Consider the following 22,964-nt stretch of genomic DNA (forward strand, 5'->3'; position numbering starts at 1 on the left):
CTCTTACCAGCGCCGTCCTTGCCCATGACCGACACACCCCTGGCTGCACGCCCTCACGACCACTCCCGCTGCGTCAGCCATGCCCTGGCCGAGGCCGAAGCCATCTGCGCCCGCCAGGGCCTGCGCCTGACAGCCCTGCGCAAACGCGTGCTGGAGCTGGTCTGGGCCAGTCACAAACCGCTGGGCGCCTATGACATTCTCGGCGTATTGAGCGACGAAGACGGTCGCCGCGCCGCACCACCGACGGTTTACCGCGCGCTGGATTTCCTGCTGGAAAACGGCCTGGTGCACCGCATCGCCTCACTCAACGCCTTCGTCGGTTGCAGCCACCCGGAGCATGCGCATCAAGGCCAGTTCCTGATCTGCCGCGCTTGCCATGCGGCGACCGAACTGGAGCAACCAGCGATCAGCCAGGCCATCGTCGACGGGGCGGCTGGCGTCGGTTTCGTCGTCGAAAGCCAGACCGTGGAAGTGGTCGGCCTCTGCGCAGGCTGCAAGGGCACGGCATGAGCGACGCGCTGATCCGTCTCGATGGGGTCGCCGTCAGCTTCAACGGCCAGCCTGTGCTGGACGATGTGCAGCTGAGCGTACAACCCGGCGAAATCGTCACCCTGATCGGGCCCAATGGTGCGGGCAAGACCACCCTGGTGCGCGTGGTGCTCGGCCTGCTGCAGCCTGAGCGTGGCAACGTGCGCCGGGCGCCACGCCTGCGCATCGGCTACATGCCGCAAAAACTCCACGTCGACGCCACCTTGCCGCTGTCGGTGCTGCGTTTCCTGCGCCTGGTACCGGGGGTGGATCGCAAACGCGTCCAGGCAGCACTGGCCGAGGTCGGTGCGGAACAGGTGATCGACAGCCCGCTGCAGAGCATTTCCGGCGGCGAGATGCAGCGCGTACTGCTGGCCCGTGCGCTGCTACGCGAGCCGCAACTGCTGGTGCTCGACGAGCCGGTGCAGGGCGTCGACGTCGCCGGCCAGGCCGAGCTGTATCGGCTGATCTCGCGACTGCGCGAGCGCCATGGCTGCGGCGTGCTGATGGTCTCGCACGATCTGCATCTGGTGATGAGCGCCACCGATCAGGTGGTTTGCCTCAACCGCCATGTGTGCTGCTCGGGGCACCCGGAGCAGGTCAGCGGCGACCCGGCGTTCATCGAACTGTTCGGCCAGGACGCCAAGAGCCTGGCCGTCTACCACCACCATCATGACCACGCTCACGACCTGCATGGCGGCGTGGTTGAGCCGGGCCTGACCATCCACGGGCCGGCTCACGTTCACGGCCCTGGTTGCAAACACTGATGCCCGATTTTCTCCTCAACGCTCTGCTCGCCGGCCTTACCCTGGCCCTGGTGGCCGGCCCGCTCGGCTCCTTCGTGGTGTGGCGGCGCATGGCCTATTTTGGCGACACCCTGTCCCACGCGGCCCTGCTCGGCGTGGCACTGGGCCTGATGCTCGACGTCAGCCCGACCCTGACGGTGACCGTCGGCTGCGTGCTGCTCGCCGTGCTGCTGGTGACCCTGCAACAGCGCCAGCCGCTGGCCTCCGACACCCTGCTGGGCATCCTCGCCCACAGCACCCTGTCGCTGGGCCTGGTGGCGCTGAGTTTCATGCATGACGTGCGCATCGACCTGATGAGCTACCTGTTCGGCGACCTGCTCGCCGTCAGTCCCACCGACCTTGCCTGGATCATCGGTGGCAGCGCGCTGGTGCTGGCGCTGCTGGCCTGGCTGTGGCGGCCGCTGCTGGCGATCACCGTGCACGAAGAGCTGGCGCGGGTCGAAGGCCTGCCGGTGGCGGCGATTCGCCTGGCGCTGATGCTGCTGATTGCCGTGGTGATCGCCGTGGCGATGAAGATCGTCGGCGTACTGCTGATCACCTCACTGCTGATCATCCCCGCCGCCGCCGCCCAACGCCACGCACGCACGCCAGAACAGATGGCTGTGGGCGCCAGCCTGCTCGGCCTGATGGCCGTGTGTGCAGGGCTTAGCCTGTCCTGGTACCAGGACACCCCGGCCGGGCCATCCATCGTGGTCAGCGCCGCCGCGCTGTTTCTGGCCAGCTTCGCGTTACCCAAGCGCAACACCTGATGACGCGCTCTGCGTAGCCCGGATGCAATCCGGGAATGCTCCACCACGTTTTCCCCGGATTGCATCCGGGCTACGGCACGACCGATCGAGATGAAATCAGCGGTACGAACCTGTATGATTGCGCGTTTTTTGCACAATTCGAGACGCGTAGTTATGAAGTCGTTCGCTTTTCGTGGTCTTCCGCTTTTTCTGGTTCTACTTCTGGCCGGTTGCCAGAGCAGCCAGCAGCACAGCCTCCCGCCGGTCGACGATCTGGTCGTCGCCTTCCGTCAGCTCGACCTGAGCCTGGCCGAAGAACGCCTCGACGACGCGCGCAGCCAGCTCAGCACACTGCAGCAGCGCGCCAGCCGCGACACGCGTCTGGAGCAGTACCAGCGCCAGCTGGCCGAGGCCTATATGGAGCAAGGCCGCGAAGCGCTGCAGCAGGGCGATCTGGATCGCGCCGCGCAGGCACTGGGCCAGGCCCGCAGCCTGATGCCGCAGGCGCCGGCCCTGAGTCACGATCTCAACCAGGCCATCGACAGCGCCCGTACGGCACGCCAGGCAGCTGCCGAGCAACAGGCACGCGATGCAGCCGCCAAGCTCGATGCCGAGCGCCAGGAGCAACTGCGCCAGCAACGCCAGGCCAGCGAACGCCAGGCAGCGGCCAAGGCAGCAACCGCTCCGATAGCCGCAAGCCAGCCAGCACCAGTGGTCGAGAGCAAGCCCACAGCACGCCTGATCGATCCGAACGCCGCCACCAGCAGCGTGGCCATGCCTATGCTGGACAACCAGGACAACGAAAACCTGCGCCGCCTGCTCGACAGCGTGGCGGCGGATGTCGTGACCTTTCGCTGCGCCGTGCGCATCGAAGTACGCGAGGCCAAGGATTATCCCTGGGTTGCGGCGCTGCTGTCGGCACGCATCAAGAAACTCGACCCGAGCTTTCGTCCGCAGTTGAGCCAGAAGATCGCTCCGCAACAGGTGCCACGCCTGCTGTTGAGCCCAAAGCGCAACTGATGTCTGTCGCTTATCGGTAATGCCATTTTGTAATAACCATAGGCCAACAAAGATTTTCTCGGCCTAAACACCGCCGGGTAAACTAGCGCCCTTTTGCGCCCCACCCGGCGCCCGAAGGCCGGCCCCTTCCACCTGGGGGCCCGCCCTTGAACACACCCAAAAGGTCGTTCGCGTGATCCAGTTTCAATCCGTCCACAAAGCCTACCGCGTCGCCGGTCGTGAGATTCCGGCGCTGCAGCCCACCACGCTGCAGGTCGGCAGCGGCCAGGTGTTCGGCATCATCGGCCACTCCGGCGCCGGCAAAAGCACCCTGCTGCGCCTGATCAACCGCCTGGAAGAACCCTCGGGCGGTCGCATCGAGATCGACGGCGTCGACGTCACCGCCCTCGACTCCAATGGCCTGCGCCGCTTCCGCCAACAGGTCGGGATGATCTTCCAGCACTTCAACCTGCTGTCGTCGAAGACCGTCGCCGACAACATCGCCATGCCGCTGCGTCTGGCCGGCGAACTGAGCCGCGCCGAGATCGACGCCCGCGTTGCCGAGTTGCTGGCGCGCGTCGGCCTGCAGGATCACGCCAACAAATACCCCGCGCAGCTCTCCGGCGGGCAGAAGCAGCGCGTCGGCATCGCCCGTGCGCTGAGCACCCGGCCAAAGATCCTCTTGTGCGACGAGGCCACCAGCGCCCTCGACCCGCAGACCACCACCGCCGTGTTGCAGCTGCTGGCCGAGATCAATCGCGAACTGGGCCTGACCATCGTGTTGATCACCCACGAGATGGACGTGATCCGCCGCGTCTGCGACCGCGTGGCGGTGATGGATGCCGGCGTCATCGTCGAGGAAGGCCCGGTGGCCGAGGTGTTCCTGCACCCGCAGCACCCGACCACGAAGCGTTTCGTGCAGGAGTCCGAGCACGTCGACGAAGCCGAGCAGCGCGATGACTTCGCCCATGTCGAAGGCCGCATCCTGCGCCTGACCTTCCAGGGCGAGGCCACCTACGCGCCACTGCTGGGCACCGTGGCCCGTGAAACCGGGGTGGACTACAGCATCCTTGCCGGGCGCATCGACCGCATCAAGGACACCCCCTACGGCCAGCTCACCCTGGCCCTGACCGGTGGCGACATCGACGCCGCGCTGGCGCGCTTCGGCGCCGCCGATGTGCATCTGGAGGTACTGCGCTGATGCTCGAACAACTGCTACCCAACGTGTTCTGGCCGGAAATCTGGCAGGCCAGCCTCGACACCCTGAACATGCTGCTCGGCTCGATGCTGTTCACCGTGCTGCTCGGCCTGCCGCTCGGCGTGCTGCTGTTCCTCACCGGCCCGCGCCAGCTGTTCGAACAGAAGGCCCTGTACGGCGCGCTGTCGCTGGTGGTGAACATCCTGCGCTCGGTGCCCTTCGTCATCCTCTTGATCCTGATGATCCCCTTCACCGAGCTGCTGGTCGGCACCTCGCTGGGCGTCGCCGGCGCCATTCCGCCACTGGTGGTGGGTGCCACGCCGTTCTTCGCGCGCCTGGTGGAAACCGCCCTGCGCGAGGTGGAGCGCGGCATCATCGAAGCGACCCAGGCGATGGGCGCCACTACCTGGCAGATCATCACCCGCGCGCTGCTGCCCGAGGCGTTGCCCGGCCTGCTCGCGGCCACCACCGTTACCGCGATAACCCTGGTGTCCTACACCGCCATGAGCGGCCTGATCGGCGGCGGCGGCCTCGGCGACCTGGCCGTGCGCTACGGCTACCAGCGCTACCAGCCGGACGTGATGGCCGTGACCGTAATCCTGCTGCTGATTCTGGTGCAGGTGCTGCAGATGGTCGGTGATCGTCTGGTCGTACATTTCTCCCGTAAGTAATCACGACAAGCGGCGACTCGCTACCCGCGAGACCCGCGCCAACCTTCCCAAAAGGAACCTTGAAATGAAGAAACTGCTGACTGCCCTGGCCGCCTGCGCGGCCTTCTCGGCCCAGGCCGAAACCCTCAACGTCGCCGCCACCCCGGTGCCGCATGCGGAGATCCTCGAGTTCGTCAAACCGGCCCTGGCCAAAGAAGGCGTGGAGCTGAAGGTGCGCGTGTTCACCGACTACGTGCAGCCCAACCTGCAAGTGCAGCAGAAGAACCTCGACGCCAACTTCTTCCAGCACCAGCCGTACCTGGACGAGTTCAACGCCAGCCGCAAGACCGAGCTGGTCAGCGTTGCCGGCGTGCACGTCGAGCCCTTCGGCGCCTACTCGAGCAAGATCAAGAACCTCAGCGAGCTGCCGCAAGGCGCTACCGTGGCCATCCCCAACGACGCCACCAACGGCGGCCGCGCCCTGCTGCTGCTGCAGAAGGCCGGCGTGATCAAACTCAAGCCGGAAGCCGGCATCCTCGCCACACCGAAGGACATCGTCGAGAACCCGAAGGCGATCAAGGTGCGTGAACTGGAAGCAGCTACCCTGCCGCGCGTGCTGAGCCAGGTCGACCTCGCCCTGATCAACACCAACTATGCCCTGGAAGCCAAGCTGAACCCGACCCAGGACGCCCTGGCCATCGAAGGCAGCGACTCGCCGTACGTGAACATCCTGGTGACCCGCGCCGACAACAAGGACAGCGACGCCGTACAGAAGCTGGTCAAGGCTCTGCACAGCGCCGAGGTCAGGCAGTTCATCGAAGAGAAGTACAAAGGCGCCGTCGTGCCGGCGTTCTGATCGCCGCTGACGCCGTACCCGATGCCGCGCCGCTGCAAAGCTGCGCGGCATTTTTATGCGTGGAATGTGTCGGTGCCCCGCAGGGTGCGCCGTGCGCATCGGGGGTAATGTGGCCACCGCCCCCGGATTGCATCCGGGCTACGACACTGGCAGGCGCCTAGACGACGGTCGTAGTCGCGGCTGAAGCCCCTCCCACCGAGCGCACTAACCTGCCCTGGGCTTTTCCGGGCGCGTCCAGATGAACAGCGCACCGCAGCTCATGCCAGCGGCAGCAAACAGCACGGAAGGCATATGGTTGACGGTCAGTAGCAGGATGCTCAGCGCGAGCAGCATGCTGGCACTCGCCACCCACTTGGTGCGCCGGGCGATCAGGCCGCCGTTTTTCCAGTCACGCAGCAACGGGCCGAACACCCGATGATACTCCAACCAGGCGGCCAGCCGTGGTGAGCTGCGCGACGCCGCCCAGGCCGCCAGGAGGACGAACTCCGTGGTGGGCAGGCCCGGCAGTATCATCCCGAGCATGGCCATGCCGATGCTCAGGTAGGCCAGCAGCAGCCATAGCCAGCGCTGCCAGGCCGAACACGCCAGCGTGGTTTCAGGCAAAGCAGCGTTCCAGGTGCACGGTGAAACGCTCGAAGGCGGCGATGGCCGCCGCCTCGGCCAGACGCTCCTGCTCGGCATCCAGCTCGACGCTGTCGAGCACCGCGGTAAAGGCCTTCCAGCCCTGGGCGCGGCCACCTTCCGGCTCGCCCAGGTGACGCGCGCCAAAGGTCTCGCTGAGGCCCAGCGCCGGCATGCGCTTGAGCAGGAAAGCGGCGCCGAGCTTGGAACCTTCGGAAACGAACAGCCAGGCCAGCGCCTCGCCGGTGCCCATAGTCTTGTTGCGAATGCTGTCATCGCCCTCAGGCAGCGCGCGCTGCAGATCGGCCAGGTCCAGCGCGGCCTGCTCGACGCGGCAGCGCTGCAGCAGATCAGGCACCAGCTTGATCAGTTGCGGGTCGTTATAGAGCTTTTCCAGATCACGCTGGAACAGATACTGGGCGGCCACGAAATGGGAAAACCGTTCAGGGCTACCGAAAGGATCATGGCTCTTGACCAGGTTGTCGAGGTGGCTGTGCGGCTCGTGGGTAATCTGGTTTAGGCGCTGCGAACGCAGCGGATGGGACAGTTGCGAAGAGGCGGTCATGGAAAGCTCGCTGATGACTGGCATGAAGTACGGCAGCCCGTCCCCTGCACCGCTCGATGAAGCGTGCAGGACGTTCGACTGCCACTGTCTTTTAAAGACGAACGAACCTACCAAGCTCCGTAAAAATAACGCGAAACACGGGAATATGGCGCTGCAGACGGGCTTCCTACATGCGCTCGCTAGCCGACCTTATTAAAAGTGATTATTATTCGCGAAGTAGTCGGCGAACCAGGCTTGCCAGTGACCATCCCCAATCTAGACAGCGTCTTCATCAGCCAGCGCACCCCGCTGCTGCGCACGCTGGTGAAAATCGTCAAAAACGCCAGCATCGCCGAGGAGCTGGTGCAGGAAACCTACCTGCGGGTCGCCCGTAGCCTGCGCGACAAACCGGTCGATCACCTCGAACCCTTTCTCTTCCAGACGGGCCGCAATCTGGCGCTCGACCACTTGCGCCGCGAGCGCATGCAGTCGCGCACCATGCTTGATGACGTGCCGGACGCCATCATGCAGGCCGTCCCCGCTCCGGGTTCATCCAGCGAAGACAGTCTGCACGCCGAACGCCTGCTGCAACGACTGGGCAACGCCCTGGAACAGTTGAGCGAACGCCAGCAACGCATCTTCATCCTCAGCCGTCTGCATGGCCAGGGTTACGCAGAGATCGCTGCAGAGCTCGGCGTATCGACCAGCACGGTGCAGAAAGAACTGAAACTGATCATGACCCTGTGCATGACCCTGATCGAGCGCCTCGCGCCTCCGACATGAGCGACTATCGCTCCCCCGCACCTTCGGCCAGAATATTGCGCCCCGGTTTCGAGAACAGCCCGATGCACCAGCAGCAGGGAACCCCCACCGACAGCGACACATCGCTGAGCCAGGCGCTGGACTGGCTGCTTCTGCTGGAAGATGCGGACGATGATTGCCGGGCGCGATTCGCCGAGTGGCTGGCCGCCTCCCCTGCCAATGCCGAGGCGTTCGAGCGCGCGCAGCAGTGCTGGCAATCGCCCACGCTGGTCAGCGCAGCCGCGCGCCTGCAGCAGCGCAGGCAACCGGCGCCCAGGCGCTCGCGGCGCATCGGTGGCGCGCTGGCGATCGCCGCCTCGCTGCTGCTGGTGGTCGGCATCACCCTGCACAGCGATCTGCTGCTGCGCCTGCGCGCCGATCATGTCACGGCCGTTGGCCAGCGCCAGAGTCTGGATCTGGCCGATGGCTCGCACGTACTGCTCAACACCGGCAGCGCGTTCTCCAGTCAGATCGACGCGAGTCAGCGCGTCACGCAGCTGCTCAGAGGCGAAGCCTATTTCGATGTCGCCAAGGACAGCAGCCGTCCATTTCAGGTGACCGCTGGCCCCGTTCAGATATCGGTACGCGGCACCGCATTCTCCGTGCGCTATCTCGACGATGCCGCCGAAGTCAGCGTCGAACGCGGCGAGATCGAGGTGCATGCTCGCGGCAACGACACACGCATCTACCTGGCAAGCGGCGACAGCATCCGCATCGGCCCGGACGGTGTCGGCAAGCGTATCCACGGCACCACAGCCAGCCAACTCGCGTGGGTTCAGGGCCGCCTGATCTTCGATGATCGCCCTTTGCACGAAGTGCTGGCTGAACTGCGCCGCTACTACCCCGGCTGGATCATCAACCGCAACGCCGAGCTGAATGACCTGCGCATCACCGGCAACTATCGCCTGAGCGACCCCGCCGACATCATGCGCTCGCTGGCGCAGGTGACCTCGGCGCAGCTGCAAGAGTACCCATCGCTGCTGATTCTCAACTGAGAAAAAGAATTTTTACGCTCACTGAGGGATTCGTTCGTCCCGTCAGAACAATGCAAACAATTCGCATTAACTGACCTTTCCGACGACACCCGCAGAGAGCACAACGATGCCCCTTCACACCAGGCGCCCGCATTTCCCGCGACTGTCCACCGCCAGCCTGTCGCTGCTGGCACTCTCCATCGCCTGCGCCAGCCTGCCGCTGGCCCATGCTGCCGAGCTGGCGCCAGCGGCGCAGCAGCACAGCCAGAGCGGTTACAGCTTCGCCATCGAGCGCCAGCCACTGGTCTCGGCGCTGAACGCCTTCAGCGACGTCACGGGCTGGCAGATAGGCCTGCCGGCACAATTGGCCGACGGTATCGACTCGCCGGGAACCAGTGGCCGCCAATCGCCGGAACTGGCCTTGGCGCGCCTGCTCGAAGGCACCGGCTTGAGCTACCGCAGCGTTGGGGAACGCAGCGTGGTGCTGATGAAGAACCCTGCGCAATCGCTCGCCCTCCAACCAACGACGGTCACCGCCACGCTTCACGAGCAGGATGTAAACGCCGTTCCCAGTACGGTCAGCGTGCGCGATCGAACCCTCCTGGACCGCAACAACATCAACACCATCAAGCAGCTGGTACGCGACGAGCCTGGCGTCTCCGTCGGCGGCACTGGTCAGCGCTCCGGCCTCACCGGCTACAACATCCGCGGCATCGATGGTAACCGAGTGTTGACTCAGGTCGACGGCGTCGAGATACCTGCCAGCTTCTACTACGGCCCCTATGCCAATACCCAGCGCAACTACGTCGACCCGGAGATCATCAAGCGGGTAGAAATTCTCCGTGGCCCGGCCTCGGCCCTGTATGGCAGCAATGCCATTGGTGGTGCGGTCAGCTACTTCACCCTCGATGCTGACGACATCATCAAGGATGGCCGCAACGGCGGCGCCCGCCTGAAGACAGGCTACAGCTCCGCCGACGAAAGCTGGCTGAACTCGGCCACCATCGCCGGTCGCCATGAGGACTTCGATGCGCTGCTGCACCTGTCCCAGCGCAACGGCCATGAGACCGACTCCTACGGTAACCACGGCGGTACCGGCTTGAATCGCACAGCGGCCAACCCGGAAGACGTTCGCACCACCAATGTCCTGGCCAAATTGGGTTGGAACTACAACGACAGCGACCGCCTGCAGCTGACCTATGAGAAGTACAAGGATGATCGCGACAGCAATCAACTCAGCGCCGTCGGCGGGCCATTCAACGCTCCGACCATCGGTGCGGGGCAGAACTACTACGCGAGTCGTGCTGGCAACGACACCATCACCCGCGAGCGCTTCGGCCTGGAGCACAGCCTGGCGCTGGACAGTCTGCTGGCCGACAGCCTGAAATGGAGCCTGAATTACCAGATCGCCAAGACCGACCAAAGCACCCAAGAGCGCTACACCCCCAGGAACTTCTTTACCCAGGCCATCACCCGCGACGTGATGCGCTATCGCAGTACCGACTACAAGGATCGCCAGTGGGTGCTCAACGCACAGCTGGACAAGGCCTTCGCCCTGGGTGAAACCGATCACCTGCTGACCTACGGCTTCAACCTCAAGCGTCAGGAGGTTACCGGCCAGCGCAGCGGTTATGGCGTCTGCCTGCAGGCACTGGGTGCCAACTGCCCCACCGTCGGCGCGATCAGCAACAATGCCGGCGATACCCTCACCACCCAGAGCGACTTCCCGGATCCGACCATCGATGTCTACGGCGTATTTCTGCAAGACCAGATCCGCTGGAACCAGTGGACGTTCCTGCCGGGTATTCGCTACGACCGGACCAAGCTCAAGCCCGATCTGACCGACGAGTACCTGGCCAGCGCCCCTGCAAGCAGTACCTTCGAACCCACAGACGCGAGCACGACCTGGCAGCGCGTTTCGCCCAAGCTCGGCGTGACCTATGCCCTCGATGAGCACTACACCGGTTTTGCCCAATACGCAGAAGGCTTCCGCACACCAACGGCGAAGGAGATGTACGGCCGCTTCCAGAACAGCAACCCGCCCTACATTGTGGAGCCCAACCCCGATCTCGACCCGGAAACCAGCCGCAGCCTGGAAACCGGTCTGCGCGGCAACTTCGAAGGCGGCAGCTTCAGCCTGGCCGTGTTCTACAACCGCTACCGCGACTTCATTGACGAAGATGCCGTAGGTACGGCTGGCGGCCTGACCGTCTTCCAGAGCCGTAACATCAGCCGCGCCAGCATCCGCGGTGCGGAAGCCAAGGGCCGCCTGAACCTGGACAACTTCGGCGCGCTGCCGGGCCTGTACGCGCAAGGCTCGATCGCCTATGCCCGTGGTCGCGACGAAGAAACCGGCGAACCGCTGAACAGCATCAACCCGCTGACCGGCGTATTCGGCCTGGGCTACGAGCAGGAGCGTTTTGGCGGCCTGCTGAACTGGACACTGGTCAAGCGCAAGACCCGCATCGACCAGAGCGGTTTCAACTCCCCGACCGGTGACGGCAGCCAGTTCGCCACACCCGGCTATGGCTTTCTCGATCTGACCGGCTACTACAAGCTGACCGACGATCTCACCGTCAATGCCGGCCTGTACAACCTGACCGATAAACAGTACTGGCAGTGGGACGACGTGCGCGGCTACGACGGCAATGGAGAGGCCGGTGTGACCGCCCCCGCCAACCTCGACCGCCTGACCCAGCCGGGGCGCAACTTCGCGATCAATCTGGTCTGGGACATCTGAGCCAGCAGCCGGAAGTGACTGCAACTGTCACTTCCGGCGCAGACAGCAGTGCGCTGCCCTTACCCAGGCGCATCTCTCGACAGCAGGCAGCTCAACAAGCAATCCAGTGCCGGCTGGCGCTGCGCACGACGCACCAGGGCGACCAGCTCACGATGGAAGGTCAGCTCGCCCAGCTCGATCACCCGCAGGTGCGTCGGCCGTTGCAGCCACAGGCCCGCACGCGGTACCAGGGCCACGCCCATACCGTTTTCTACCAGCCGCACGATGGCTTCCAGTTCATCCAGCTCCAGTGCCTCGCGCACGTTCAGGCGTTGCTCACGCAGGAAGCGCGTCACCTGGCGCCCGCCGAACGAAGCGCGGTCGTAGCGCACGAAAGGCTGCTCGACGAGCAGGCGCAATGGGTCGTCTCCATCCACGTCCAGCGGGGCGATCAGCACGAAGGGCTCGCGCGCTAGCGGTACTTCCAGCAGTTCCTTGGGTAAGGCAAACGGCGGCTTGATCAACAGCGCCAGATCCAGCTCACCCGCATCCAGCTGACTGAACAGCTGCAACGACACGCCCGGCACCAGCTTCAGTTCGACCCGCGGTGCCAGTTGCCGAAAGCGCGGCAGCGCCTCGGCCAGCAAGCCGGTCTGCAAGGTGGCGATGGCGCCGACGCGCAGCTCGCCCTGCCACTGATCGGCGGCCGGCGGCAACGCCATCTGCGCGTACAGCGCGAGCATCTGTTCGGCCAGCGGCAAGGCGTGCCGGCCGGCTGCGTTGAGCACGGCAGCGCGGCCACTGCGGTCGAACAGGCGCACGCCGAGGTGCTGCTCCAGCACGCGCATCTGCGCGCTGACCGCCGACTGGGTCAGCCCCACCTGCTGGCCAGCGGCAGCGAAGGTGCCCAGGCGAGCGACGGTGATGAAGGTTTTCAGCTCGCGCAGCATTGAGGCCCTCGATTGATCGAAAATAGTTGAGCTTGCGAGCAAGAATATTCGCTTTAGAACAATTTTGCTGTTGGTAGGCTGGTGCGATGAACATCGATGGCGGATTGTACCCGCCCTACCCACAACAATCAGAGGTATTGCGTGATGGCCCTTGCTCCCTTTCACCTGGCGATTCCCGTGTACGACCTGGCTGCCGCGCGGCATTTCTACGGCGAGGTGTTCGGCTGTGCCGAGGGTCGTAGCAGCGAGCACTGGGTGGACTTCGATTTCTTCGGCCACCAGTTGGTGATCCACGAAGCGCCAAAGATGGCCTACCAGGAATCAGCCGTGAGCAACCCGGTGGACGGTCATGACGTGCCGGTGCCGCATTTCGGCGTGGTGCTCGGCTGGGCAGACTGGGAAGCGCTGGCCGAGCGCCTGCGCAGCCGCGAGACGACGTTCGTCATCGAGCCCTACGTGCGTTTCAAGGGCCAGGTCGGCGAGCAGGCCACCATGTTCCTCCTCGATCCTTGCGGCAACGCCCTGGAGTTCAAGGCGTTCAAGGACATCGGCCAGCTGTTCGCCAAGTAAACGCACGCTGCCCGGGTAGCGAGCCAGCGGCGCTCAATCCAGCGGATTGTCGATCTGCGCACGCAGCAGCTCGGCGAAGGCGCTGGCCTCAACCGGGCGGCTGATCAGGAAGCCCTGGATCTCGTCGCAGTTCTGGCTCTTGAGGAAATCCATCTGCGCCTGGGTTTCCACACCCTCGGCCACCACTTTCAGCTCCAGGCTGTGGGCCATGGCGATGATCGCACGGGTGATCGCCGCGTCCTCGCCACCGGGCGACAGATCGCGGATGAAGGTCTGGTCGATCTTCACGTAGTGCACCGGGAAGCGCTTGAGGTAGCTGAGTGAAGAATAACCGGTGCCGAAATCGTCGATGGCCAGTTTGACCCCCAGTTCACGCAGCTGACGGAAGGTGACGATGACGCTGTCGACGTTGTCCAGCAGTTGGCTTTCGGTCAGTTCCAGCTCCAGGTACTGCGGCGCCAGGCCGGTTTCTTCGAGCACCTGGCGGACCAGGCTGGTGAGGTTGCCCTGGCGCAACTGATACACCGAGATATTCACCGACACCCGTATCTGCGCCAGCCCCTCCTCCTGCCACTGGCGCGCCTGGCGGCAGGCCTGACGCAGCACGAACTCGCCAATCGGCGCGATCAGCCCGGTCTCTTCGGCCAAGCCGATGAACTCGCCAGGCGCCACCATGCCCTGCTGCGGATGGCGCCAGCGCACCAGCGCTTCGGCCGCGTTGAGCTGGTCGTCGGCAAGGTTCAGCTTGGGCTGGTAGAACACTTCCAGCTGACCTTCGTCGATGGCCTTGCGCAGCTGGTTCTCCAGCTGCAGACGCTCCAGGGTGCAGGCCTGCAGGTTGTCGGTGAAGAACTGGAAAGTGTTGCCGCCCAGGTGCTTGGCGTGTTGCACGGCCATGTTGGCCTGGCTGATCAGCGCGCTGATCTCGCGGGCGTAGTCCGGCAGCAGACTGATACCCAGCGAGGCGCTGATCACCAGCTCGTGGCCACCGACGGTCATCGGCACGCGCAACTTGGCCAGCAGCCGACTGGCCACCCGCGCCAGGCTGGAAAGGCTGCCGTAGGCGTCGAGGATGATGGCGAATTCGTCGCCCGAGAGCCGTGCGATGCAGTCGGCCTCCGGCACCGCCTGGGTCAGGCGGCGGCTCATCTGGCGCAGCAACTGGTCGGCGACCTCGTGGCCGAGGCTGTCGTTGAGCAGCTTGAAGCGGTCCAGGTCGATATGCACCAGGGCGATGCTGCGCCCGCTCTGGCGGGCGCGCTGGCTGGCATCGTGCAGACGCTCCTTGAACAGGCTGCGGTTGGCCAGGCCGGTCAGGTCGTCGTAATGCGACAGGTAGCGCAGGCGCTCCTCGGCCTCGCGCCGCGCACTGAGATCGGCGAAGAAACCGACGATATGACTGGGCCGACCTGTTACATCGCGCACCAGGTTGAGCTGCAGCCACTGCGGGTAAAGCTCGCCGCTCTTGCGCGTCTCGATCAGTTCGCCCTGCCAGGTGCCGCTGCTGTCCAGCTCCTGGCGGATCATCTGGTATTGCCGACGCATCTCGCGGCTGCCGATCAGGCTGGTCACCGTGCGCCCGACCACTTCCTCACGGCTGTATCCGGTCACCGCGCTGAACGCACGGTTGACCGCCAGCACGCGGTAGTCGGGGTCGAGAATGAAGATGCCTTCGCTGGCTGCTTCGAACACGGTCGCGGCCAGGCGCTGTTGCTGCTCCTGCTGACGCCGCGCGCTGACGTCGCGCCGCGTGCCGAGCATGCGCCGCACACGGCCGGCGGCGTCGCGCTCGACCGCACGGCCACGGTCCTCGACCCAGACCCAGTGACCATCGACATGGCGCACGCGGTACTCGATCTGATAATCCTCGCTGCGCCCCTTGAGGTGCTGGACCAGCGCCCGGCGCAAGCCTGGCAGATCATCCGGGTGCAGGCGCGGGGTCAGGTCACGCAGCATCACTTGCACCTGGCCCGGCTCCAGACCGAACAGCTCGCGCAGGTGCGAGTGGTGCACCTGGTCGCTTTCCAGATCCCAGTCCCACAGCCCCAGCTCGCTCGCCTCCAGCGCCAGGGCCAGGCGCGCCTGGCTCTTGCCCAGGGCATGGGTCGCTTCGTCCAGCTCCAGGGTACGTTCGGCCACACGCATTTCCAGCTCGCCATGGGCGCCGCGCAATTCGCGCTCGGCACGGCGACGCTGCTCCACCTCACGCGCCAGTTCTTCATTGAGCCCTTCGGCACGCTGTTTGGCGTGCTCCAGGTTGCTGATCAGCGCCAGGTTGTGAAAGCGCTGCAGCAAGCTGCGCTGCACCAGACGGTTGACCTGCCAGGCCACCACCAGCAGGGCGAGAAACAAGATCACACTGAGCAGCCCCCAGCCGCGTTGCAGGCCGCTGCCGGAGAGCAGCAGGAAGCCGGCCGACGGCAGCAGGCAGGGCAAGGCGAAGGTGAGGAAGGCTGACAGGCTGACGGCATAGGCCACGCTGGCCGAGAGAATCGCTGCGGCGATCAGGCCGTAGACCAGCGCCTGCTGGTAGAAGACATCGGCAGGTACCAGCACGATCACGGCGAAGGCGAGGGTCAACCCGGATGCACCGGCACCGAAGAGGAAGATGCGTCGCCAGTAGGGCTCGGCCTGGCGGCTCGGCAGCGCCTCGTTGAAGGCATTCACCTGAGTCAGGCGCAACAGCGCCAGCAGCACTACCCAGCCCAGCCAGGCAGCCAGCATCGGTGCGCTCTGCTGACTCCAGAGCAACAGGCTGCAGGCCAGGCCGACCAGCAGCATGAGCAACGTGGGCAGGCGCGAACCCTGGAACAACAGGCGGGTACGCTCAACGGCAATATCCGTGGCGAACTGACGTTCAGCCTGATGCGGGTCCAGCGTCACCTCTTGAACTACGGCGCTAGTCGTGGCGGTCATAGGCGATTTTCTTGTAATGGTTGCCTAAGGGTATTGGGCGCTTTTTGCGACGCTCCCAACCCTGACGTCGCCGGAGAATACCCGAGACAGACGCCGTGCCCAACAACGATGTGGGCAATTTCACGGCTTGGCGCCCATCTTTTGGCGGGCACCGGCAGAGCGTGATGGCCTTTAGCCGCCTGGCCACGCCCATCTACGCCCTGACCTGCCAGTCGTCGGTTGCGTCAGGCTCGTTTCACCGCGCCTGGCTGACGGTTTGCCCTCCCCTGTCCGGCCCCCTAGAATGCCGCGATGCAAAATGACCTCGATCACAGACTCACCACCCTCAATCCCGCCCAGCACCACGCGGTCACCACGCCGCCTGGTCATCAGCTGGTGCTGGCCGGTGCCGGCTCGGGCAAGACCCGTGTGCTGGTGCACCGCATCGCCTTCCTGATCCAGCGCCTGGACGTCTCGCCACACAGCATCCTGTCGGTGACCTTCACCAACAAGGCGGCCGCCGAGATGCGTCACCGTATCGAAGACGTGCTGGGCCACGCCCCTGCCGGCATGTGGGTCGGCACCTTCCACGGCCTGGCTCACCGCCTGCTGCGTGCGCATTGGAAGGAGGCCAAGCTGGCCGAGAACTTCCAGATTCTCGACTCCGACGATCAGCAACGCCTGATCAAGCGGGTGATCCGCGACCTCGGCCTGGATGAGCAGCGCTGGCCGGCCAAGCAGGCACAGTGGTTTATCAACGGGCAGAAGGACGAGGGCATCCGCCCGCAGGGCATCCAGGCCAGCGGCGACCTATTCCTGGCCACCATGCGCGGCATTTATGAAGCCTACGAGGCGGCCTGCGCACGCACCGGCGTCATCGATTTCGCCGAGCTGCTGCTGCGTGCCCTCGACCTCTGGCGCGACAATGCCGGCCTGCTGGAGCATTACCAGCGCCGCTTCCGCCATATCCTGGTCGACGAGTTCCAGGACACCAACGCCGTGCAATACGCCTGGTTGCGCTTTCTCGCCAAGGGCGGCGAAAGCCTGATGGTGGTGGGTGACGATGACCAGTCGATCTACGGCTGGCGCGGCGCGAAGATCGAGAACATCCAGCAGTTCGACAGCGATTTCGCCGATGCCGAGATCATCCGTCTGGAGCAGAACTACCGCTCCACGGCGAACATCCTCAATGCCGCCAACGCGCTGATCGCCAACAACCAAGGGCGCCTCGGCAAGGAGCTGCGCACCGACGTCGGTGATGGCGAGCCACTGGCTCTGTACGCCGCCTTCAACGAGCACGACGAAGCGCGCTACGTGGTGGAAACCATCGAGGACGCCCTGCGCAAGGACTGCCTCAAGCGCAGCGAGATCGCCATTCTCTATCGCTCCAACGCCCAATCGCGGGTGCTGGAAGAGGCGCTGCTGCGCGAGAAGATCCCCTACCGCATCTACGGCGGTCAGCGCTTCTTCGAGCGTGCCGAGATCAAGAACGCCATGGCCTACCTGCGCCTGCTCGACGGGCGCGGTAATGATGCAGCGCTGGAGCGCATCATCAACGTGCCGGCGCGCGGCATCGGCGAGAAGACCATCGAGACCATCCGCGAATACGCCCGCGCCCATGACGTGCATATGTGGGAGGCGATTCGCCTGATGCTGACGGTCAAGGCGCTGCCCGCTCGCGCCTCGGGCGCCCTGGCCGGCTTCATCGAACTGATCGACAGCCTGGCCGAGCAGGTGCTGGCCATGCCGCTGCACCAGATGACCCAGGTGGTCATCGAAAAGAGCGGCCTGCTCGCCTATCACGAGGCGGAAAAAGGCGAGAAGGGCCAGGCCCGGGTGGAAAACCTGGAGGAACTGGTCAGCGCCGCGCGTACCTTCGAGAACGATGAGGACGACGAGCTGACCCCGCTGCAGGCCTTCCTCACCCACGCCTCGCTGGAGGCCGGGGACACCCAGGCCGCCGAGAACGAAGACAGTATTCAACTGATGACCCTGCACAGCGCCAAGGGCCTGGAATTCCCGCTGGTGTTCCTGGTGGGCATGGAAGAGGGTCTGTTCCCGCACAAGATGAGCCTGGAAGAACCGGGCCGATTGGAAGAAGAACGCCGCCTGGCCTATGTCGGCATTACCCGTGCCATGCAGAAGCTGGTGATCAGCTACGCCGAAACACGGCGTCTCTACGGTAGCGAGACCTATAACAAGGTGTCGCGCTTTGTCCGCGAAATCCCCGCACCGCTGATTCAGGAAGTACGCCTGAGCAACAGCGTCAGCCGCCCGATGAGCACCAGTTCGATGGGTGGCGGCAGCCTGTTCGCCGGCAGTGCCATACCGCAAACGCCCTTCAACCTGGGCCAGCGCGTACGTCACAGCCTGTTCGGCGAGGGCACCATCCTCAATTTCGAGGGTGCTGGCGCCCAGGCGCGGGTCCAAGTGAATTTCGAAAACGAAGGCAGTAAATGGCTGATGCTGGCGTACGCCAAGCTTGAAGCCTATTAGCACACCGTATCTGGAGATAATCGATGAATCGCCGCAATCTGTTCGGCGCCGCTGTGGCACTGATCGCCGCCATCGGCCTGGTTGGCTGTAAAGAAGACAAGGCTGCCAGCGAGCAAGCCGCTGCCAAGCCAGCAGAAACCGTCCACTGGAAGATGGTCACCTCCTGGCCGAAGAACTTCCCCGGCCTGGGCACCGCTGCCGAGCGCCTGGCCGAGCGCATCAACGCCATGAGCGCCGGGCGCCTGACCGTCAAGGTCTATGCCGCTGGCGAGCTGGTGCCGGCGCTGGAAGTGTTCGACGCCGTCTCGCGCGGCACCGCCGAGATGGGCCATGGCACGCCGTACTACTGGAAGGGCAAGGTGCCGGCTGCGCAGTTCTTCAGCAGCGTGCCATTCGGCCTGTCCACCCTGGAAATGAACGCCTGGTTGAGCAAGGGCGGCGGTCAGGCACTGTGGGACGAAACCTACGCACCCTTCGGCGTGAAGCCGCTGTCGGCCGGCAACACCACCATGCAGATGGGCGGCTGGTTCAACAAGGAAATCAACAGCCTGGCCGACATCAAAGGCCTGAAGATCCGCATGCCGGGCCTCGGCGGCGAAGCCTGGAGCAAGCTCGGCGCGATCACCGTCAACCTGCCGGGTGGCGAGATTTTCACCTCCCTGCAGACCAGCGCCATCGATGCCACCGACTGGGTCGGCCCGTACAACGACCTGGCCTTCGGCTTGCACAAGGCGGCCAAGTACTACTACTTCCCGGGCTGGCAGGAGCCGCAGGCCGTGGTCGAATCCATGGTCAACCAGAAAGCCTTCGACGCGCTGCCGGCCGACCTGCAGGCCATCGTCGTCGAAGCCGCGCGCGCCGCGACCCTGGATATGATGGACGACTACGTGTTCAACAACGCCAAGGCGCTGCAAAGCCTGAAGAGCGAGGGCGTGCAGTTCAAGCGTCTGCCGGACGAGGTGCTGCAAGCCATGCGTGAGCAATCCAACGTGGTGCTCGAAGCTCTGGCTGCCGAGAACGACCTCAACGGCCGCATCTGGGCCTCGCAGAAAGCCTTCCTCGAAGAGGCCAGCGCCATGCAGGCGCTGACCGAGAAAGAGCTGTACAACTGGCGTTGAGCCAACTGAACGGGGCCAAGAGCCCCGTTTTTCTTAGGGATAACTGCCGATGCGTCTTCGCTCTCTGCTCCTCCTGCCCCTGCTCGCCTTCGGCCTCATCGGCTGCAAGGACGACTCCGCGCCGGCCGACCAGGCCGCAGCCCCCGCCCAGACCTTCCACTGGAAGATGGTCACCACCTGGCCGAAGAACGCACCCGGCACCGGCACCGCAGCCGAACGCCTGGCCGAGCGCGTCAACGCCATGAGCGCCGGGCGCCTGACCATCAAGGTCTATGCCGCTGGCGAGCTGGTGCCGGCGCTGGAAGTGTTCGACGCGGTGTCGCGCGGCACGGCCGAACTCGGCCACGGCACGCCCTACTACTGGAAGGGCAAGGTGCCGGCCGCACAGTTCTTCGGTGCGGTGCCCTTCGGCCTGTCCACCCTGGAAATGAACGCCTGGCTGAACAAAGGCGGCGGCCAGGCGCTGTGGGACGAAGCCTATGCACCGTTCGGCCTCAAGCCGCTGACGGCGGGCAACAGCACCATGCAGATGGGCGGCTGGTTCAACAAGGAAATCAACAGCCTGGCTGACATCAAAGGCCTGAAGATCCGTATGCCGGGCCTCGGCGGCGAAGTCTGGAGCAGCCTGGGTGCGACCACCGTGGTGATGCCGGGTGGCGAAATCTTCACCGCCCTGCAGACCGGCGCCATCGACGCCACCGACTGGGTCAGCCCCTACAACGACCTGGCCTTCGGCCTGCAGAAGGCCGCCAAGTATTACTACTACCCCGGCTGGCAGGAGCCGCAATCGGTGCTCGAACTCTTGATCAACCAGAAGGCATTCGATGCGCTGCCGGCCGACCTGCAGGCCATCGTCACCGAAGCGGCACGCGCAGCGACCCAGGACATGATGGACGACTACGTTTACCACAACGCCCTGGCGCTGGACGAACTGAAGAAGAGCGGCACGCTGCTCAAGCGCTTCCCCGACGAGGTGCTGCAGGCCATGCAACGCGAGAGCGAACAAGTGCTTGGCGAGCTGGCCGCGCAGAGCGAGCTCAACGGCCGCATCTGGGCCTCCATGCAGGCCTTCCAGGCGCTGGCCACCTCGATGCAGGCGCTGTCGGAGAAAGAGCTGTACGACTGGCGCTGAGCCGCTCAGGGTTATAGCCCTTACCCTTGTGGGAGCCCCGCCCCGGGGCGAAGCTTTAACCCAGCTTCGCGGCGGGGCGCCGCTCCTACCCGTTCGGCGCGGCCACATCTGACCTATCGGGCTCCGTTTGTCGTTCCAGGCTGCGCCTCATGCCCTGGCGGCCATACTTCACGGATGAAAAACAAGCCGACCGACCCCGCCCACATTCTTGATAACGCCCTGCAACTGGCCGACGTCTGCGGCTGGGAGCGCCTGCACCTGTTCGACGTCGCCGCCGCGCTCGACATCGGCCTGGACGATATCGCCCGTCACTACCGCGACAAGGACGATCTGGTGGAAGCCTGGTTCGACCGCGCCGACCTGGCCATGCTCGGCCACGCCAGAAATCCCGATTTGCAAGGTCTGAACGCCGAACAACGTCTGGAAAGCTGCCTGCTGGCCTGGCTCGACAGCCTCGCTACCCACCGGGCCGTCACCGGACAGATGCTGCTGTACAAGCTCGAACCCGGGCATATCCACCTGCAGGTGCTCGGCCTGATGCGCATCAGCCGCACCGTGCAGTGGTGGCGCGAAGCCGCTGGCCGGCAAAGCCTGCACCTGCGCCGCATCGCCGAGGAAACCCTGCTCACCGGCGCCTACCTGCGCAGCTTCGTGCACTGGCTGCGCCACCCCGAAGAAGACGCAGCAACCTTCCGCGCCTTTCTGCGTGGCCAACTACGCTGCGGCCCCCTGCCCCTGCTACTGCAACGCCCGTAGCCCGGATGAAATCCGGAGCCATGGTGCGGGCCTTCCCGGATTGCATCCGGGCTACGCGGACAAATCGCAGGGTGCTCGCCCTACAGGCAAAAGCCGGAAACATTCTGTCACTGGTCATGCCCACCCATGACGGGCAAGATGCCCACCAAGCTTTTCCACAAGAGAGAAAACCGTGATGCAGCGTTTCCTCAGTATCGCCATGGTGCTGTGCCTGGCACTGACCTTCAGCTTCGAAGCCCACGCCAAGCGTTTTGGCGGTGGCAAATCCTTCGGCTCCGCGCCCAGCCACCAGACCCGCCAGGCCACGCCGCCGGCGCAGTCGGCTGCCCAGGCACCCGGTCGTCAACAGCCTGCCGCTGCCGCCAGCGGCGCTTCGCGCTGGCTCGGCCCGCTGGCCGGTCTGGCCGCCGGTGGCCTGCTGGCCTCGATGTTCATGGGTGATGGTTTCGAAGGCCTGCAGATCATGGACATGCTGATCTTCGGCCTGATCGCCTTCCTGCTGTTCCGTTTCCTCGCCGCCCGTCGCGCTCGCCAACAGCCACAAATGGCTGCTGCCGGTGCGCCGTACCAGCGTGAAATGCCGAACGCCGACAACGCGCCGGCCGCTGGCAGCAATATCTTCGGTGGTCGCCTGGCCTCGGCCGCTCCGGTGATCAACGCCCCGGCCTGGTTCAACGAGCAGAGCTTCATCGCCGCCGGTCGCGAGCACTTCATGAACCTGCAGCAGCACTGGGACGCCGACGAGATGGACAAGATCTCCGAGTTCGTCACCCCGCAACTGCTGGAGTTCCTCAAGCGCGAGCGCGCCGAACTGGGTGACGGCTTCCAGTCCACTTACGTCGATAACCTCGACGTGCAACTCGATGGTGTCGACGATAACGCCGAGAAGACCATCGCCACCCTGACCTTCAGCGGTGTGTCGAAGACCTCGCGCTTCGACCAGGGCGAGCCGTTCAGCGAAAGCTGGCGCCTGGAGCGCGCCCAGGGCGACAACCAGCCCTGGCTGATCGCCGGCATTCGCCAGAACTGATCGCTACGGCGCACTGAAAACCCGGGCTTGCCCGGGTTTTTTTATTTCGGCATTTGCCGGTTATCGCGGCTGAAGCCGCTCCTACAGCCCATCACGATGGATCGGTAGCCGCCCGGCGCATGCCGATATGCGGGATGTCATCCTCCAGGTACACCTCGCTCACCGCCGCGAAACCGTAACGCCCGTAGTAACCCTGCAGATGCGCCTGCGCCGACAGATACACCGGCACGCCCGGCCAACGCTGGTGACACTCGAGCAGCGCCTGCTCCATCAGCCGGTGACACAGCCCGGTGCCGCGCGCCCGCTCGGCGATCACCACCCGACCGATCACCACCTCGCCTTCCATACGCTGCGGATCGAGCAGGCGCAGATAGCCCACCAGCCCCGACTCGTCACGCGCCAGCAGGTGGCAGGTGTCACCGACCAGGTCCTGACCATCGGTTTCCAGATAGGGACAGTTCTGCTCGACCACGAACACCTGGGTGCGCAGCGCCAGCAGCTCATAGAGGGTGGCGGTATCGAGTTCGCTGTGGTGCAGGCAGTACCAGGCAAGAGGTGACATCAAAGGGCTCCGCAAAAGCGCCAGTATGCCG

General features: G+C 64.7%; 21 protein-coding genes. 16 read left to right on the plus strand and 5 right to left on the minus strand.

Annotation, left to right across the window (positions count from 1 at the left end):
* The first annotated feature begins 24 nt into the window (after positions 1–24).
* From zur to BLS08_RS00400, 7 genes are all read left to right on the plus strand, one after another.
* On the plus strand, positions 25–510 hold the full coding sequence (gene zur / locus BLS08_RS00370; RefSeq protein WP_045733488.1) for a zinc uptake transcriptional repressor Zur: 486 nt from the start codon (positions 25–27) through the stop codon (positions 508–510).
* The gene (znuC, locus tag BLS08_RS00375; protein ID WP_075750869.1) at positions 507–1,295 is read left to right on the plus strand and encodes a zinc ABC transporter ATP-binding protein ZnuC; all 789 of its coding nucleotides are present in this window, start codon (positions 507–509) and stop codon (positions 1,293–1,295) included. The genes zur and znuC overlap by 4 nt, the downstream gene beginning before the upstream one ends.
* Positions 1,295–2,083, plus strand: a complete 789-nt coding sequence (gene znuB / locus BLS08_RS00380; protein ID WP_090335845.1) for a zinc ABC transporter permease subunit ZnuB — start codon at positions 1,295–1,297, stop codon at positions 2,081–2,083. The genes znuC and znuB overlap by 1 nt, the downstream gene beginning before the upstream one ends.
* Before the next feature lie 153 nt (positions 2,084–2,236).
* The gene (locus tag BLS08_RS00385; RefSeq protein WP_090335847.1) at positions 2,237–3,082 is read left to right on the plus strand and encodes a PA5502 family lipoprotein; all 846 of its coding nucleotides are present in this window, start codon (positions 2,237–2,239) and stop codon (positions 3,080–3,082) included.
* Positions 3,083–3,254: 172 nt separating this feature from the next.
* A complete protein-coding gene (locus BLS08_RS00390) occupies positions 3,255–4,262 on the plus strand; it encodes a methionine ABC transporter ATP-binding protein (protein ID WP_090335848.1) in 1,008 nt (335 codons plus the stop codon).
* Positions 4,262–4,930: a methionine ABC transporter permease gene (locus BLS08_RS00395; protein WP_012020239.1), complete on the plus strand. Its 669-nt coding sequence runs from the start codon at positions 4,262–4,264 to the stop codon at positions 4,928–4,930. Before BLS08_RS00390 ends, BLS08_RS00395 begins: the two co-directional genes overlap by 1 nt.
* 64 nt (positions 4,931–4,994) lie before the next feature.
* Positions 4,995–5,765: a MetQ/NlpA family ABC transporter substrate-binding protein gene (locus BLS08_RS00400; protein WP_090335851.1), complete on the plus strand. Its 771-nt coding sequence runs from the start codon at positions 4,995–4,997 to the stop codon at positions 5,763–5,765.
* Between the two features lie 204 nt (positions 5,766–5,969).
* Here the strand turns inward: BLS08_RS00400 and BLS08_RS00405 are convergent, their stop codons facing one another.
* On the minus strand, positions 5,970–6,368 hold the full coding sequence (locus BLS08_RS00405) for a YbaN family protein (RefSeq protein WP_017676178.1): 399 nt from the start codon (positions 6,366–6,368) through the stop codon (positions 5,970–5,972).
* Positions 6,361–6,951, minus strand: a complete 591-nt coding sequence (locus BLS08_RS00410; protein ID WP_026088494.1) for a biliverdin-producing heme oxygenase — start codon at positions 6,949–6,951, stop codon at positions 6,361–6,363. The genes BLS08_RS00405 and BLS08_RS00410 overlap by 8 nt, the downstream gene beginning before the upstream one ends.
* A 240-nt stretch (positions 6,952–7,191) precedes the next feature.
* Between BLS08_RS00410 and BLS08_RS00415 the strand changes: the two genes are divergently transcribed.
* The 3 genes from BLS08_RS00415 to BLS08_RS00425 all read left to right on the plus strand — a co-directional run bounded on the left by BLS08_RS00415 (position 7,192) and on the right by BLS08_RS00425 (position 11,445).
* Entirely contained in the window at positions 7,192–7,713 is a 522-nt protein-coding gene (locus tag BLS08_RS00415) for an RNA polymerase sigma factor (protein WP_017676180.1), read from the plus strand.
* A 62-nt stretch (positions 7,714–7,775) separates the two neighbouring features.
* Entirely contained in the window at positions 7,776–8,726 is a 951-nt protein-coding gene (locus BLS08_RS00420) for a FecR family protein (RefSeq protein ID WP_026088495.1), read from the plus strand.
* Between the two features lie 106 nt (positions 8,727–8,832).
* Positions 8,833–11,445, plus strand: a complete 2,613-nt coding sequence (locus BLS08_RS00425; RefSeq protein ID WP_017676182.1) for a TonB-dependent receptor — start codon at positions 8,833–8,835, stop codon at positions 11,443–11,445.
* A 59-nt stretch (positions 11,446–11,504) separates the two neighbouring features.
* Here the strand turns inward: BLS08_RS00425 and BLS08_RS00430 are convergent, their stop codons facing one another.
* Complete coding sequence (locus tag BLS08_RS00430) at positions 11,505–12,374, minus strand: LysR family transcriptional regulator (RefSeq protein ID WP_017676183.1); 870 nt, start codon at positions 12,372–12,374, stop codon at positions 11,505–11,507.
* A gap of 144 nt (positions 12,375–12,518) precedes the next feature.
* Between BLS08_RS00430 and BLS08_RS00435 the strand changes: the two genes are divergently transcribed.
* Positions 12,519–12,944 carry a VOC family protein gene (locus tag BLS08_RS00435; RefSeq protein ID WP_017676184.1) on the plus strand — a complete coding sequence of 142 codons (426 nt, stop codon included), beginning with the start codon at positions 12,519–12,521 and terminating at the stop codon, positions 12,942–12,944.
* A gap of 33 nt (positions 12,945–12,977) precedes the next feature.
* Here BLS08_RS00435 and BLS08_RS00440 read toward each other — a convergent pair whose 3' ends face one another.
* Positions 12,978–15,860, minus strand: a complete 2,883-nt coding sequence (locus BLS08_RS00440; protein WP_017676185.1) for an EAL domain-containing protein — start codon at positions 15,858–15,860, stop codon at positions 12,978–12,980.
* Positions 15,861–16,151: 291 nt separating this feature from the next.
* Between BLS08_RS00440 and uvrD the strand changes: the two genes are divergently transcribed.
* From uvrD to BLS08_RS00465, 5 genes are all read left to right on the plus strand, one after another.
* On the plus strand, positions 16,152–18,335 hold the full coding sequence (uvrD, locus tag BLS08_RS00445) for a DNA helicase II (protein WP_017676186.1): 2,184 nt from the start codon (positions 16,152–16,154) through the stop codon (positions 18,333–18,335).
* 23 nt (positions 18,336–18,358) lie between these two features.
* Positions 18,359–19,453 carry a TRAP transporter substrate-binding protein gene (locus BLS08_RS00450; RefSeq protein WP_017676187.1) on the plus strand — a complete coding sequence of 365 codons (1,095 nt, stop codon included), beginning with the start codon at positions 18,359–18,361 and terminating at the stop codon, positions 19,451–19,453.
* Positions 19,454–19,502: 49 nt separating this feature from the next.
* On the plus strand, positions 19,503–20,585 hold the full coding sequence (locus tag BLS08_RS00455; protein ID WP_017676188.1) for a TRAP transporter substrate-binding protein: 1,083 nt from the start codon (positions 19,503–19,505) through the stop codon (positions 20,583–20,585).
* Positions 20,586–20,759: 174 nt separating this feature from the next.
* Positions 20,760–21,341, plus strand: a complete 582-nt coding sequence (locus BLS08_RS00460) for a TetR/AcrR family transcriptional regulator (RefSeq protein ID WP_017676189.1) — start codon at positions 20,760–20,762, stop codon at positions 21,339–21,341.
* 175 nt (positions 21,342–21,516) lie between these two features.
* Positions 21,517–22,371 (plus strand): Tim44 domain-containing protein, encoded by an 855-nt coding sequence (locus BLS08_RS00465; protein WP_017676190.1) that lies wholly within the window; start codon positions 21,517–21,519, stop codon positions 22,369–22,371.
* A 91-nt stretch (positions 22,372–22,462) separates the two neighbouring features.
* Here BLS08_RS00465 and BLS08_RS00470 read toward each other — a convergent pair whose 3' ends face one another.
* Complete coding sequence (locus tag BLS08_RS00470; RefSeq protein ID WP_017676191.1) at positions 22,463–22,933, minus strand: GNAT family N-acetyltransferase; 471 nt, start codon at positions 22,931–22,933, stop codon at positions 22,463–22,465.
* Positions 22,934–22,964: the final 31 nt, after the last annotated feature.

The organism is Ectopseudomonas chengduensis, assembly GCF_900102635.1.
In the GTDB taxonomy this organism is placed as follows: domain Bacteria; phylum Pseudomonadota; class Gammaproteobacteria; order Pseudomonadales; family Pseudomonadaceae; genus Aquipseudomonas; species Aquipseudomonas chengduensis.